The 14,866-nt window shown below is 52.1% G+C and carries 14 protein-coding genes and 1 pseudogene; 10 read left to right on the top strand and 5 right to left on the bottom strand.

Annotation, left to right across the window (positions count from 1 at the left end):
* Positions 1-508 precede the first annotated feature (508 nt).
* From KO216_RS07020 to KO216_RS07010, 3 genes and pseudogenes are all read right to left on the bottom strand, one after another.
* Positions 509-1,798, bottom strand: coding sequence for an MFS transporter (locus KO216_RS07020; RefSeq protein ID WP_215523526.1), 1,290 nt, complete (start codon positions 1,796-1,798; stop codon positions 509-511).
* A 125-nt stretch (positions 1,799-1,923) separates the two neighbouring features.
* Positions 1,924-3,241 (bottom strand): annotated as a pseudogene (locus tag KO216_RS07015) (IS3 family transposase).
* 65 nt (positions 3,242-3,306) lie between these two features.
* Entirely contained in the window at positions 3,307-4,329 is a 1,023-nt protein-coding gene (locus tag KO216_RS07010) for a LacI family DNA-binding transcriptional regulator (protein WP_215524093.1), read from the bottom strand.
* Between the two features lie 235 nt (positions 4,330-4,564).
* Here KO216_RS07010 and KO216_RS07005 point away from each other — a divergent pair, with 235 nt between their 5' ends.
* The 5 genes from KO216_RS07005 to KO216_RS06985 all read left to right on the top strand — a co-directional run bounded on the left by KO216_RS07005 (position 4,565) and on the right by KO216_RS06985 (position 7,850).
* Entirely contained in the window at positions 4,565-6,415 is a 1,851-nt protein-coding gene (locus KO216_RS07005; RefSeq protein WP_215523525.1) for a glycoside hydrolase family 13 protein, read from the top strand.
* A complete protein-coding gene (locus KO216_RS07000) occupies positions 6,397-6,888 on the top strand; it encodes an alpha-amylase family glycosyl hydrolase (RefSeq protein ID WP_215523524.1) in 492 nt (163 codons plus the stop codon). Before KO216_RS07005 ends, KO216_RS07000 begins: the two co-directional genes overlap by 19 nt.
* 105 nt (positions 6,889-6,993) lie before the next feature.
* Complete coding sequence (locus tag KO216_RS06995) at positions 6,994-7,263, top strand: alpha-amylase family glycosyl hydrolase (protein WP_309547290.1); 270 nt, start codon at positions 6,994-6,996, stop codon at positions 7,261-7,263.
* A 96-nt stretch (positions 7,264-7,359) separates the two neighbouring features.
* Positions 7,360-7,584: a type II toxin-antitoxin system RelB family antitoxin gene (gene relB / locus KO216_RS06990; RefSeq protein ID WP_215523523.1), complete on the top strand. Its 225-nt coding sequence runs from the start codon at positions 7,360-7,362 to the stop codon at positions 7,582-7,584.
* Positions 7,581-7,850: a type II toxin-antitoxin system RelE family toxin gene (locus KO216_RS06985; protein ID WP_215523522.1), complete on the top strand. Its 270-nt coding sequence runs from the start codon at positions 7,581-7,583 to the stop codon at positions 7,848-7,850. Before relB ends, KO216_RS06985 begins: the two co-directional genes overlap by 4 nt.
* Positions 7,851-8,006: 156 nt before the next feature.
* On the opposite strand, the gene KO216_RS06980 is transcribed toward KO216_RS06985, so the two are convergent.
* Positions 8,007-8,294, bottom strand: a complete 288-nt coding sequence (locus KO216_RS06980) for an addiction module antidote protein (protein WP_215523521.1) — start codon at positions 8,292-8,294, stop codon at positions 8,007-8,009.
* A gap of 422 nt (positions 8,295-8,716) precedes the next feature.
* Between KO216_RS06980 and KO216_RS06975 the strand changes: the two genes are divergently transcribed.
* The gene (locus tag KO216_RS06975; RefSeq protein WP_215523520.1) at positions 8,717-9,001 is read left to right on the top strand and encodes a type II toxin-antitoxin system RelE/ParE family toxin; all 285 of its coding nucleotides are present in this window, start codon (positions 8,717-8,719) and stop codon (positions 8,999-9,001) included.
* A gap of 15 nt (positions 9,002-9,016) precedes the next feature.
* Positions 9,017-9,301, top strand: coding sequence for a HigA family addiction module antitoxin (locus KO216_RS06970; RefSeq protein ID WP_215523519.1), 285 nt, complete (start codon positions 9,017-9,019; stop codon positions 9,299-9,301).
* A gap of 101 nt (positions 9,302-9,402) precedes the next feature.
* Here the strand turns inward: KO216_RS06970 and KO216_RS06965 are convergent, their stop codons facing one another.
* Positions 9,403-10,587 (bottom strand): ROK family protein, encoded by a 1,185-nt coding sequence (locus KO216_RS06965; protein WP_215523518.1) that lies wholly within the window; start codon positions 10,585-10,587, stop codon positions 9,403-9,405.
* A 168-nt stretch (positions 10,588-10,755) separates the two neighbouring features.
* Between KO216_RS06965 and KO216_RS06960 the strand changes: the two genes are divergently transcribed.
* The 3 genes from KO216_RS06960 to KO216_RS06950 all read left to right on the top strand — a co-directional run bounded on the left by KO216_RS06960 (position 10,756) and on the right by KO216_RS06950 (position 14,865).
* Positions 10,756-12,933, top strand: a complete 2,178-nt coding sequence (locus KO216_RS06960) for an alpha-galactosidase (protein WP_215523517.1) — start codon at positions 10,756-10,758, stop codon at positions 12,931-12,933.
* A 95-nt stretch (positions 12,934-13,028) separates the two neighbouring features.
* Positions 13,029-13,901, top strand: coding sequence for a carbohydrate ABC transporter permease (locus KO216_RS06955; RefSeq protein ID WP_251451970.1), 873 nt, complete (start codon positions 13,029-13,031; stop codon positions 13,899-13,901).
* 10 nt (positions 13,902-13,911) lie between these two features.
* Complete coding sequence (locus KO216_RS06950; RefSeq protein ID WP_215523516.1) at positions 13,912-14,865, top strand: carbohydrate ABC transporter permease; 954 nt, start codon at positions 13,912-13,914, stop codon at positions 14,863-14,865.
* Position 14,866 lies beyond the last annotated feature (1 nt).

Raw genomic sequence — 14,866 nt, 5'->3', positions numbered from 1 at the left:
AATACTGCGCCAGGGTAAATCTAAAAGATCCGATTCGCCATAGCAGTCACTGATCGGAATACATTTATATCAGATACCATGAAAAACTTGCCGACTACGGTGTAAAGTCCTCTACTGGCAGCGTCGGCGATTCTTACGATAACGCCAAGCCGAACCGTAGGCGGACTAAACAAGGCTCAGTTAATCTACTGTTGCACTTGGCGCTCGTGTAGCCAAATCGAGTGGGAAACCCTGAACCGGGTGTACTGGTGGAACAACCACCGCCTCCACGAACCCCTAGGCTACGCTACCCAGAGGAGATTATCGCAAGCTATAATCAACACCGAGCCAGTCAACCGACCCTTGTATAAGAAGCGGAACAAAACCCAGTAGGATTCATCCATTTGAAACCAGCTATATTTTTCCCTGGCTCTCAGGATTCTGCTTACATTAGTTTTTAAGTATCGAGAGTTCCTTAGATAATTGGATAGATTGCAATAATAATTCCCCTTAAAATATACCCAGGCTTTTAATCCACACCCCTAATACGTAGAGCGATTACTGCTCCAATTACACAGAAGAATCCCATAGCAAGGAAGATGACTCCATAGTCGCCTGTAAAAGCAACAATACCGGCAGCAATAGTAGGCGCAACAGTCTGTGGTCCAGCATCAGCAAAGTTAATAATGCCTAAATCTCTCGCTGCAGTCTCCTTCGACGGCAGCACGCGTGCGACAAGCGCTTGGTCAACCGAGTTATAGGTTCCAAATCCGATGCCGATTAAAGCTGCAGAAACTAGTAACATTTTCCATGACGGAAAAAAATACATAAGGATAGCAGGGACCGCAAATAGTGCGGCGGCACCCACAATAAAAATTTTCATTTTACCTAGGCGATCTGAGAGCATACCGCCCAGAACAGAACATACTAAGTTTCCAATTGTTATAACGGCGGTGACGATGCCCACTCCTGCAGCTGCAGCAACCAGGGTTTGATCCCCGTAGCCAATATAGTCCTGCAGCATATACAGCATGTATCCGGTCACAAGGAAATATGAGCCAATCACGCAGAATCTTGATGCGAATGCGAGCCAAAAATCGTGTGCGGCTGAGGTGAATAAAACGTTCTTTCCTCTGTTCACCTCCGAAGGGGACTTATCTGAATCAGTAGCGATTGCCTCTTGACGTTCAGCCAAAGATAAATCTTTAGTGGTGAAGGAATAAAGCATTGCAGTTAGTGCGCATGTAACTCCAACAATTATATAAGAAGGAATGGTAGAGGCGACTTGACCGACAATAATGACTCCAATGGTCATACCTCCGTATCTTGCGACTCCCATCACGCCAGACATGAGACCCCTGCGATTAATCGGGGTGCGCTCTGGGATGAAAGCGCTGAGATTAACTTGAATGGTGTTAAGTGGCCACATGCAAGCCGCCCAAAGAAGCGTAATCATCCAAACACTGTTGCTGAAAGCTAATGGAAATAATACGAAGAGAGAGCAAATACCACCAATAAAAATCCAAAAATTACGCTTTCCAAAGCGTACATGTGTTTTATCCGCTATCCACCCTGCAACAGGCTGAGCAATCATTGAAGATACAGCGCCAACGCTAGTTACAATAGCAAGCTGTCCCACCCGATTTTCTGGTCCTACAATCGCGTCAACTTGCGTAGCAAGTAAAACTTGCAATGCCGATCCGTAGACGATGCACAGACCTAGGTTAGCGAGTGTAAATGCTACATAGGTCCATAAACCAGGATTCTTTGGTTCGAAGGATGCTGCGGGTTTCATTGAAGCTTTTGAATTAGTCCCCATTGTCTCTACTCCTTGAGATGTGAGTCTTCCCCCTTGAAAACGGGAATTGATTGTTAAGTGTAACGGGCTAATACCCAAATATGTGTCTTTTTCCGGGCGTGTTTGAACTGTCCTGGGTTTTGTTCCTAGGCGTTTGCCTTGTTTTCTATTATTACTTGGTGTTTGTGTTTTCCCCAATATTCGGTCTCGATTTCTCTGGGTGTGCGGTAGCTTAGCGCTTGGTGGAGGCGGTGTTCGTTCCACCATGACACCCATTGAAATGTCGCGATTTCTACCTCTATTACGTTGTTCCACCGGCGGGTGTGGATGAGCTTATTTTTATATGAGCCGTTAACGTTTTCTGCTATCGCGTTATCGTAAGAATCACCAATGGTTCCGGTTGAGGGTCTAATCCCGGCATTGGTGAGCGTGTCGTTATAGACGATGCTTACGTATTGGGATCCATGATCTGAATGATGTACCAGACCCGCAGTTTCCTTAGCTGACAATACCGCCTGATTGAGTGCCTGCAACGGTAGAGATTTCGTACGCATCGAATCCGATAGCGCCCAACCAACAATCTTGCGGGAAAACACGTCAGTTACGAACGCCGCATACACAAATCCCTTGACTGTGCGAACATAGGTAATATCTACTACCCACAAACGATTCGGGGCTAGCGCTCTAAAGTCACGCTTTACCAAATCAGGACGGGTATCTTCCCTACCGGCTTTCCGGGTAGTTATCGGGCATTTGCCCTTCATCTTCCCTCTCACACCTGCTAGACGCATCAATCGAGCTGTTTGCTTCAGGTCAATACTGATACCCTCACGGCGAAGAGCATGCCACCGTAACGCAGGCCGAACCCAATATCGAGCTGGCTCGTATTGGTGAAGCCAAGGAAATGGTAGGGAAATCTATAGGATTTCCAACTACATCTTGCGTATCCCATAAACGCTGTAATTATCACGGTGTATCTGTTTGATCCGCTCAATAACAACCACATCACGCAAAGCGCGAGCACTTACCCCACGAGATTTGGATTGCCGAGGCCACGAGAGGTAATGAAACCACCCTCACGATGAACATTCAACGTCGCGCAAATGAACTCGACCGAAAAATGATCCCTGTACCGGTCAATGAAAGCGATCATTTCCGACGTTGCGGGTCGAGTTCTGACGCGAAAAAAGCCGACGCCGCTTTGAGTAACTCGTTCGTATCACGCAGCTGCTGATTCTCACGCCGCAACCTAGCATTCTCAACAATCACGTCCTCCTCTAGGCGGTGAACACGACCCTCACGACGAGAGCGCTGCACCCACTGGCGAGCAGTATGCCAGGAAACACCAAGCCTTGGCGCAACCACCTGACACGCTTCCCGCAAGGACAAATTCTCCGCAAGAACCCGATCCTCAACAAGACGAACCACACGATCCTTCGCATCCTGATCAAATTTCTTAGGCATAATCCAGATTTTCCCATCTACTCAAACGGAACAAAACCTGGGACACTTCATACCAAAACGGATCCCTACACATCCGCAAAGGCTGGGCAGGACACTAAACCACCCCAACACGCCCGGCAAAAGACACATATTTTGGGTATTAGCCCTGAATATGCTTCGGCCAGCTGTCTGCCGTTGAGTATGTCCAGGAGCTTCGAGGCCGCAAGGCGCGCGTCGTCGAGTGCATCCTGATGGAAGGTTACCAGGCCCACCAGTTCGGAGGCCGCATTGTCGTCGAATCCGATGACCGAGATGTCCCGTGGCACCTGGATGCCGCGTTGTTGCAGTGCCGCGATCAGTGTGATGGCGAAGTCGTCGGTCTCCACGAAGAGCACGGTGGGCCGGGTCTGGGCGGACAGTATCTGTGCGCACAAAGAGGCGACGCCCTGGGCATCGGCGCGGTTGTTCTCGCTACGGAAACGCTGAACGTTCCGCGGATCGTAGCCTGCGGCGCCCAACGCCAGTTCGAAGGTGGGGATGCGTTCGGTAAAGCTGTATCGCCTGAATGACCCTGGTTGGGGGAATTCGACGAGGCCGACCTGCGGGTGCCCGAGATCGCGTATGTGCTCGGCGGCGTCCCGCATGGATGCGGTGTTATCGAGGAGCACCGCGGCGTCATAGCCTTCGGTGTCCTGCGAGTCAAGGCCGACGATGGGGATGTTGGCATCCGCCAACTGGGAGGATTGCTCGGGGCTGAGCAGAATCGAGGCGATGATGATGCCGTCGGTGTTCTTGTTCTCGGAGATGCTGCGGAAATAGCTGTCCATCTGTTCCGGGGTGTGCAAGACGATGGGAAAGAGATCGTATCCGCTTCCTGCGATGGTCGTATACAGACCTTCAAATGACGTGGAGGTGAACCAGGTGTTGAAGCGGTCGACGAAGAGCGCACTGATACGGAAGGATTTGCGGGAAGCCAGCGCGGAAGCGCTTTTCGACAGCAGGAAATGCTCACGTTCGGCTATGGCCTGGATGCGTAGCCGGGTGGCCTCGCTGATGCGTTCATCGTTGTGCAGGGCACGGGAAACCGTCGAAAGTGATACGGAAGCCATTTCGGCTATATCCTTCAACAACATTCTTCTCTGTCCCGCCTGGAATCTCCTGCTTACTGCTGCAATTGTACTGTGAAGGGCCATCGGCCGCCCGCTATCCCATCGGCGGGACGTGGGGAGCGAAGTTCAGTGACTATTTATTGCTAGCGCTTGCACAACATTTATGCAAGCGCTAGCATAAAGGTTGTTGTTCCAAACACTATCAATGACGATTGGAAGAAAGTCAGAGTTGACTATGAGTGCAGATTCATTGAACCTCAAAGTATCCCAGGATGACACAACGGCCGTGAGTGGCGTATTCGGAACCGATGCGCAGGAATCCGACGCGCTGAAGGACGAGCTCTGGTGGAAACAGGCTTCGGTCTATCAGATCTACCCGAGGTCATTCAGCGACAGCACCGGATCGGGTTTGGGTGATATCAAGGGCATCACCTCAAGAATGGACTATCTGAGCGATCTGGGCATCGACGCGATCTGGCTCAGCCCTTTCTACCCCTCCCATTTGCTCGATGGCGGATATGATGTGGACGATTACCGCAATGTGGACAGTCGTCTGGGCACGATGGATGATTTCAGCGAAATGGTCGAGGCCGCGCACTCCCGCGATATCAAGGTCGTGGTGGACATCGTGCCGAACCATACCTCCAGCCATCATCCGTGGTTCCAGCAGGCCCTGAATTCGGAACCGGGTTCCGCGGCGAGAGAACGGTATATCTTCCGCGAGGGGCGGGGCGAGCATGGCGAGTTGCCGCCGACGAACTGGATCGCCAACTTCGGCGGTTCCGCCTGGAAGCGTGTGGCCGACGGCCAATGGTATCTGCATCTCTTCACGCCCGATCAGCCCGATCTCAACTGGGATAACAGGGAGGTGCGTGATGACTTCCTCAAGACGCTGCGGTTCTGGTGTGACCGTGGTGTGGACGGTTTCCGCGTCGATGTCGCACACGCTTTGGCCAAGGACCTGGACCGGGATGACCTTGACCAGTGGGATGTTGACGTATTCAAGCCCATTCCCTCCGATGGCTCGCATCCGACCTATGACCGCGATGAGGTGCATGAGATCTACCGTGAATGGAGGAAGCTGTTCAACCAGTACAATCCTCCGCGTTTCGCGGTTGCGGAGGCCTGGGTGAACCCTGACAGGCAGCATCTGTACGCCAGCCCCAAAGAGCTCGGACAGGTATTCAACTTCGAATTCGCGAAGAAGAACTGGATCCGCGACGAGATGCACGAGGCCATTGCCGAAGGCATCGCATCGGCGAAGCAGTCCGGCTCGACCTCGACCTGGGTGATGAGTAACCACGATGTGCCGCGCAATGCCAGCAGATACGCCTTGCCCCAGGTTTCCGTACCGGGGCATCAGCATCAGCTCGCTTTGGATTGGCTGCTGCGTGATGGCAAGACCTATGTCGAGGATCGCGCGCTCGGCACCAAACGTGCCAGGGCCGCCATTCTGCTGGAACTTGCACTCCCCGGTTCCGCATACATCTATCAGGGTGAGGAGCTGGGCCTGTTCGAAGTGGCCGATATCCCCTGGGACCGGCTCGAAGACCCGACTGCCTTGCGCACCGCCCGTTCCGGTATGAGCAAAGGCCGTGATGGGTGCCGTGTGCCCCTGCCTTGGGTCGCGGCGGATGCCGGTGTTCGTGATGGTGGGAGTGCTTTCGCGCAGACAGGGTCCTTCGGTTTTTCGCCTGAACGTGCGCAGGACGGGAAGACCCCGGCCCGGCCGCATCTCCCTCAGCCCTTGTGGTTCCGTGATTTCGCCGTTGACCGAGAGCGGGCGGACCGTAACTCGATGCTCAACCTGTACCGTCGGGCGCTCGCCTTACGCCATGAGTTGAAGCTGTATGACACCGAGCTCGAATGGTTGGAGCAGGATGCGGAATCCGGAAGCAAAGACGGAGCGGACGGCAATGCGGGCGGTGTGATCGCCTATCGTCGCAGCAACGGCTGGGCGAATCTGACGAACTTCGGTGCCACGCCAGCCGCCCTGCCTGAGGGCGATGTGCTGCTGTGCTCGGGAGAGCTGACTGCGGACGGCATGCTGCCGCAGGACACCAGCGTGTGGATGCGTTTGCGGTAACGGGCGGGGAAGAACATCACCATGAGTACACAGGTCCGGACTGCGGCGTCGAAACGCCCCACATCCCAATGCAATGGGAGGAGTCGGCCAATGCTGGATTCACCAATGGTGAGCCATGGTTTAAGCCCAACCCGAATTACCCGAAGATAAATGCCAAAGCTGCTCGTCAAGACCCGAATTCGGTATTCAAGCACTACCAGGCGCTAATTAAACTGCGCCACGAATCTGAAGTGGTGCGCGAAGGTCGCTTTGAATTGCTGCTGGCGGAACACGAACAAATTTGGGCATTTACCCGTACCCTCGGTGACGAGACCTTATTAGTTTTAGCGAATTGTTCGTCTAAGCGGGCGGCTATTCCAAACGACCTGCCGGATCTTAACGGCGGCGAACTGATACTGGGCACCCATGCCGATAATGCACCGGATTATTTGGCGCCCTGGGAATCTCGTATCTTGTCTTTCAAGAAAGCTTAAGGAAGGATTATCGCCTTTTCAGACGCAGATTGGTGGCGTCAAGGTGTTGTTTACCAGATTTATCCGCGCAGCTTCGCTGACTCTAATGGTGACGGCATCGGGGATTTGGCTGGCATAGCCTCACGTATTAATTATTTGGCTTCCCTAAATATCGACGCGGTGTGGCTCAGCCCTTTCTATCCGTCAGAACTATCTGATGGCGGATATGACGTGATTGACTATCGCGATGTTGATCCGCGTATCGGTACGCTGGCGCAGTTTCTCGACCTGGTGACGGCATTACGTGAGCGTGGCATTCGGGTAGTGATAGACATCGTCCCGAACCACACGTCCAATAAACACCCGTGGTTTGTGGCTACTGGCGTTATCGGGTGAAGCATCCCGGGTTTTCGCCCTCGGTTAGGGGTAAAACTGTTGCGCCCTCAATCTAGGTGGTACTACACTTGTAGTACAGCGCTGGGAGGAGAGATGATGGGGACGATTAGTTTACGGGTTCCGGATAAAGAGCTGGATTTATATAAGGATTACGCGCGGATTCATAACCGGAGTTTATCTGCGGTTATTCGCGCAACCATGATGGAACGCATTGAGGACGAATACGATCTGCAGACGATCGCGCGTTATGAAAAGCAGAAGGTCGCCGGTGAGGCGGAGCTGTACTCCCACGATGATTTATGGGCGGAATTGGGGGTATGAAGCGGTATTCGCTCTACTACACGAAAGAAGCCAAGAAAGCCCTGAAAAAACTGGATAAGCCGGTATTGGTGATGATTAAAGCGGGGGTAGAAAAGAACCTAGTCAATACTGCCGAGCCCAGAAAGTATGGGAAACCATTAAAGGGCAAATTCTCTGGTTACTGGCGTTACCGGGTTGGAAACTATCGACTCATTACTGAAATCCGGGACCGAGAACTGATTGTTGTTCTAGTTGATCTGGGACATCGTAAAGACGTTTACCGCTAATAACCGGCGCCCAGGGCTGCGACTATCAGAGGGAGAGATATCCAGGGGAGGGCGAGGAAACGTGAGTATAGAAAATCCGGTGTATCCCGGGGCGGTAATCCGGGCGGATTGTTTGGAAAAACTTAGGGTTGATCTTTTTCGTTCCAGGGTTTAGGGCTATTGGGTGGCGAGGGTCATTTTGAGTCCGAGGGCTTTCATGATTTTCGTGATGGTCGCAAAGGATGGGTTGCCCTCTTTGGATAATGATTTGTAGAGGGATTCGCGGTTGAGCTGAGTTTCTTTAGCGAGCTGAGTCATGCCGTGTGCTCGGGCGATGTCACGTAAAACCACTTGCACCGTTTTGGTGTCACCATCTTCGAGTGCGATAGTTAAGTAGTCATTTATCGCTTCATCAGTGTCAAGATATTTGCTCGCGTCAAACGCAGAAAAAGTCACTTCGTTCATGATCGTTCCTTTCTTATCTGTTTTGCGAGGTTTTGAGCGGTTTTAATATCTCTGATTTGGCTAGATTTATCCCCTCCAGCGAAGCGTCAAACAAGCTGCTGGAAGCAATTTTCACACCCTAATTGTAGCTTAAAAGCTACATTGGTCAAGGGGTGCTGTCCCTTTTGCCCGATAGTGCAGGATGCGGCGCAATCTAACCTCAGAACGGCACCAGCATCCAGCCCTGTCTTATCGTGCGTTGTGCAAGTTGGACCGTTTCTGTTGTGCAAGTTGGACTTTTTTGGACACCGCGGTTGCTGGAGATGTGTTTGGCTCCCGCACTTGTCAGTCGCGAGGTGTACTTGACGGAACAGCAGAAGAACTGAGTTGAGTCACGAATAGGTTTAGCCCTTTCGTGCTGTAAAGTTATGCGATACACTTAGGTGGTGATCGTCAGCTTCAAACACGCAGGATTGCAGCGGTTTTACGAATCAGGATCGAAATCCGGTATCAATCCTGCTCACGCAGATAAACTTGCGCGGATGCTGTCGGTGTTGGATCAAGTACATGATCCGGCGCCGCTGCTGACCTTTCCGGGCTACCGTGCGCACAAACTGACGGGAACGCTTGCGGGTTATTGGTCGCTGCGAGTCAGTGGGAACTGGCGGTTGATCTTTCGATTCGTGGGTGAAGATGTGGAACTTGTTGATTACCTTGACTATCACTGAGGAGGGTTAGAGAGAATGAGTATGAAAAATCCGGTGTATCCCGGGGCGGTAATCCGGGAGGATTTCTTGAAGGAACTTGGTGTTTCGGTGAGCGACGCCAGTCGCAAGTTGGGGGTATCTCGAGTTACCCTTTCGCGGGTTCTGAATGGGAAAGCGGCACTAACCCCTAGCCTGGCTTTGCGGCTGGAGCTTGCGGGAATCGGTAATGCCCGCCTGTGGCTGGACATGCAGACCGCCTATGAACTTGATCAGGCTCGCAGCAAAGAGATCCCCTATGTGAAGCCACTCGTCGCCCTCTAGTTTTTAAGGGACTCACTTATTGATAGGTGTTATCTGCTGAGAATCGGCGGCGCTACAGTAGCGGGATTGCCCAGAAGCGATAATAGCTGGTAGTTAAAGACTTACGCCTTACCATTAGCGCTGCGAGTTGCGCGGATTAGCCACTTTACAATCGCCGCTACCGCGGCGCCCTGTGCCCAACGCTCAAAGCTACCTGAACGCCGGTGAACCGTGATTCGAGGATCGTCGGGGCGGGCATAAGAATTTAAATGCTTGTCGAAATCCGCTGCCCAGCAAGATTCCAATAGGCACACGCCCTCCCCGTCCAAGACCACATCCATAACCAAAGCAGCAGACGCGACTGTCTGAAGGTACACCGCCAGGCTTCGAGCAAATTCGGCAATCGCGCGCCTGCAGGATTTATCGCCGTTATCTGCTAGCCGCATGAGTTCTTCCGCCGATGTTGGCGAATTACCCTTCTCGGTAATGGCTCTACCCGCTTGAGCTCGCGACAAAATCGCTGGTACAGTCAGCGCCCCATTAGCGCACCCCACGTGTCCATACTGGCAAACGCCGTGGGCTCCCGCCAGAGGAAGATGGGCGGTCATACCTACACCGCCCTGTGGGGAGCGAACAGCTCGTAGGTTATGGACCATGCCATGACCTACGCCATCCCCAATTGTGGCAACCACGAAATCTTCACAATGCCGTCCCAACCCAAACCATTGCTCCAACATGGTTAAACCGGTTACGTCATTAACTAGTTCTATTTCGGGAATGTTTTCAGCTGTGGTTTCTGCGAAAAAAGTTTTTAGGTTTACGTTTCGCCACCCCAAGAAGCGGCTTTCAAGGACAGTGGAACCATCGATTTTCCCTCCCAATGAAATTCCGATTCCTTCAACGGAGGGGTACTTAGTTGAGTGGATATGTTCGTCAATCAGCCCCTTTAACTGCAATAGGCATTCATCTGTGCTCCGATTTTGGATCGGAACTGTTTGACTAGAAATAATGCGTGCATGGGTGTCGGTGCGCACGCAGTGGATCGTAGAACTGGTCAGGTTAATTCCGATAAAAGAACGATTGTGGGAAGAAACTTCCAGCAATTTCGTGGGACGCCCCATCCCCGTTTTTGACATCCCAGAACACACCCCACTGATTGTCCCATTGTTAATCAAAGGACGAACTAGGCGAGTGAGGGTGGCAGGTGATAAATCAAGATCCCGTGCGGTGTCGGCGCGCGAAAGGGGGCCATGTGCCAAGACGTGCGCAACGAGTGCCAGCGAGGAGTCGTCAAATAGCCGTGTCATTATTCTCTTTTCAGGTTCCCTTAAAAAATATTCCTGTCTGGTCAACCAGGGCGTATCCAGCTTTTTTAAAAGTAGTTGTATCAGCCCTACACTCGCGCTACTGTTTTTAGTATTGAAAATATGTCTGCGCGGTGTGGCGTTACTCCGCTTTTATTCTAGGAGGGATTGATGATGAATTTTCCTGCGTTACTTAATCTTCGTAATGGAGGCACTTCGGTATGTTTGCGCATTACGGAGCAGGGGACTCCGCAGATTCTCTACTGGGGGAAAGATCTCGGGGAGTTAACTGCTGCTCAAAGTCAAAATTTTTCACGTTCGCAATTTCCGGCCATAGTTTTAGGCAACGCTGATGTTTCCCCACTCTTTTCTTTAGTGCCGCAACAAAGTGAGGGTTGGGTAGGGACACCGGGGTTAGTTGGTTCGCGTAACGGCAACACGCTTTTTTCGGCTTTCAACTTGACCGATATGAAACTGACTTATCAAGGAACTGACGGTGCGGCCTCGGCTATGTCGGCAAAACTACATGACATGGAAGCTGATATCGACCTCACTTTGGAACTTGAGATCGTCCCCTCCGGCATAATCCGTACCCGAGCTACGATCACCAACACTGGCGCTGACGGTTACCAGGTGGATTCACTATTGCTGGGACTACCTACGCCGGCAGCAGAAACCTATGTTCTGGATCAAACCGGGCATCATCTGCGAGAACGTGATATTCAAAAGCATGAGTTCACTATTGGAGCGCATCAACGCGACACGCGGATCGCACGCGGGCTCGCACTATCCAGTATCCACGGAACTTGTGAAGCCAATACTTCTTGGCGCAGCGGGCTGGTTCACTATGTACACGTGGCATGGTCCGGAAATACCCGCACCATTGCCGAAAAAGATATTCAAGGATATCAAGGACTACTAGCAGGGGAATTATTGCTACCCGGTGAAGTCGTGCTGAAAAAGGGTGAAGAATACGCCTCTCCTTGGATCATTGGCACTTGGGGGCGCGGACTAGATGAGGCGGCAGGGCGGATGCATAGTTTTGTTCGCAGTCGCGATAACCATCCGAGGACTCCCCGTCCAGTGACCCTTAATGCTTGGGAAGCTGTTTATTTCAATCAATCGCTACCGCATCTATTAAAGCTGGTAGACCTGGCAGCTGAGGTTGGCGTAGAACGGTTCGTGCTCGATGATGGCTGGTTTTCCGGACGTCGCGACGATACCTCAAGTTTGGGGGACTGGACAGTATCTGAGGACGTGTGGCCCGATGGGCTTGCCCCGCTGGCAGATGCAGTGCATGCCAAGGGGATGCAGTTCGGGCTGTGGTTTGAGCCAGAAATGATTAACCCCGACTCCCAAGTGGCCAGGGATCATCCAGATTGGATGCTTTCCCCCCGTACCCATCGTCCTCAAGAAGCCCGGCACCAGCAGGTAATGGATTTAACCAATCCCGGGGCCTTTGACCACGTAAAATCGCAGATGTTAGCGGTATTGGCATCCACCCAGATTGACTATATTAAGTGGGATTTCAATCGTGACCTCTACGAGGCGGTATCGCCTGCCAGCGGGATTCCGGCATATCACCAGCAAACTCTCGCCACCTATCGGCTCATGGAGGAAATTAAAAACGCCCATCCCAATCTGGAAATCGAATCCTGCGCGAGCGGTGGTGGTCGCATTGATCTGGGAATCATGGAATATGCTGTTCGGGTTTGGGGCTCTGACTGTACCGATCCCATTGAGCGGATGTTGATAGAGGCGGGCACCTCCCTGCTACTCCCGCCGGAGCTGGTAGGTTCCCATGTGGCTTCCCCGGTTTCTCACCAAACCGGACGTACCCTAAGTCTGGCTCTGCGCGCCTCCAACGCTATGTTCTCGCATATGGGAATTGAATGGGACTTGGCATCCGCTACTGCAGAAGAGATTGAGCAACTTGCAAGCTGGGTAGCTCTCCATAAGGAACTGCGCTCCTTCTTGCACTCTGGGAGAACTGTTCATGTAGATCACCCCGACCAGGGTTATTGGGTTCATGGAGTGGTATCTGAGGACAAAGCCCAGGCCGTGTTTGCGGTGACCCGCCTGCGCACATCGGCTCAACGTCTCTCACCAGCACTTTGCTTACCGGGATTAGATAGTTCCATTTCTTACCGGCTCCGGGAGCTGCTGCCCAAAGGAATCAAGTCTGCGATTGGCGAGGGCGAAGGTACGGTTTCCTGGTGGGGCGAGGATACGGTTTCCTGGTGGGGCGAGGGATTGGAGTTACCGGGAACCGTGCTGCAAAGAGCCGGCATTCGCCTACCGGATCTCAATCCTATGCAAACCGTTTTGATAGTTTTAACTGCGCAATGATGTGCGCTTAACCCAGCTTTGTTCCCTAAAAAAATCTGAAAGGAGAAGCTGATGAGCACATCCCTGGGTGTTGCTTCGAGAAGAAGCAACACCGCGTGGTTAACTCACGTCAAACGCGATATGCGTTAATTTTCTTGATTCCCGCTGGAATCGGCTTATTTTTCTTTTACCTACTACCAGCACTGCGCGGTTTTTATTTTTCATTTACCGACTACGCAGTGCTAACTCCCGAAAAATGGACAGGATTAGCGAACTATCGCCGTCTAATCCACGACCCGCTATTTTGGAATGCCGTAAAAGTCACGGTGTACTACGTAGTGCTTAACATCGGTTTTCAAACCATTATCGCCATCGTCCTGGCAGTTCTGCTGCAGCGCTTAACCAACTCCACCATTATTCGCGGTATGGCATTGTTGCCCTATTTCATAGCGAATGTGGTTGTTGCCCTGGTTTGGTACTTCATGATGGATTACCAAATCGGTATCGTTAACGAAATTTTCACCTGGGTGGGACTAGACCGGGTCGCATTTTTTGGGGAATCCGCCTGGGCGATTCCTACAGTCGCATTTATTAACGTGTGGCGACACATGGGTTATACGGCGCTACTGGTTTTCGCGGGGCTGCAAACCATCAACCGTACGGTCTATGAAGCGGCCGATATTGATGGAGCTGGGGAGGGGCGAAAGTTTTTCTCGATAACTTTGCCCCTGCTTCGTCCCGTCCTCGCCATGGTTTTGGTGGTGACTTTGACTGGCTCCTTCCAAATCTTCGACACGGTAGCGATTACCACTAAAGGTGGCCCCATCAACGCCACCCGGGTTATCTACTACTACATTTGGGATCTGGCGTTCGGACAGCTCGACTTCGGGTATGCCTCTGCCATCGCCATGGTGCTATTTGTCCTGCTATTTGGGATTTCGCTGATTCAGCTGCGACTGATGCGCGCCGGCGAATCCGACGAACTGTGAGGAGCGAGTTATGAGTGTTTCAACGGTGACAGATACCAAAGCTGCGTCCTCTAAAAAGGGCGCTGCGGATAAAAAGACTGGTTCCAGTAAGCATCGCGGCCCAGGTTTCTACGGTGCGTGGGCATGCCTGATTATTTTGTTATTTTTAACGATTTTCCCCTTCTTGTGGATGCTGCGATCTTCTTTGATGACCAACTCAGAGTTGCTGGCACACCCGGGACAGTTATGGCCGAAAAATCCCACTTTCGATGCCTATAAACGGGTTTTAGGGATGACTACTCCGGAGGAGTCTTTGGCACAAGGGGGCGCGGGAGCCTCTATCAACTTCTGGTTGTACCTGCGTAACTCATGCGTGGTGGCAGCAGCAGTCATGATAGGCCAAACCTTGTTTTCGGCGATGGCAGCCTACGCATTTTCCCGTTTAAGGTGGAGAGGACGAGATGCGGTTTTCGCGCTGTTCCTATCGGCGCTGATGGTACCGTCTATTTTCACTGCCATCCCTAACTTTGTGTTGATTAAACAGCTGGGTCTGCTCAATACCTTCGCGGGGATAATCCTGCCTACCTTCTTTATGACTCCGTTTTCGATATTTTTCTTGCGCCAATTCTTCCTCGGAATTCCGCGTGAGATTGATGAGGCAGCAATGATCGACGGGGCAGGTCCGTTCCGGGTATTTTTCCGGGTTATTTGTCCGATGGCTTCTGCCCCCATCATTACCCTGGCAGTGCTGACCTTTATTAACGCTTGGAACGACTATATGTGGCCGTTATTGGTGGGGCAGTCCGATAATGTGCGGGTGCTGACGGTAGCGCTGGGTATTTTCCGGTCCCAAAAACCGCAAGGTTCGCCGGACTGGACAGCTCTGATGGCTGCCGCTTTAGTGGCAGCACTTCCCATTATCATTTTGTTCATCATCCTCGGAAAGCGGATTGTGAACTCTGTTGGATTCTCTGGAATTAAGTGAG

Origin of the sequence: Varibaculum prostatecancerukia, from assembly GCF_943169825.2 — a bacterium.
Taxonomy (GTDB): Bacteria; Actinomycetota; Actinomycetes; order Actinomycetales; family Actinomycetaceae; genus Varibaculum; species Varibaculum prostatecancerukia.
This window is presented reverse-complemented; position numbering and strand designations above follow the sequence as displayed.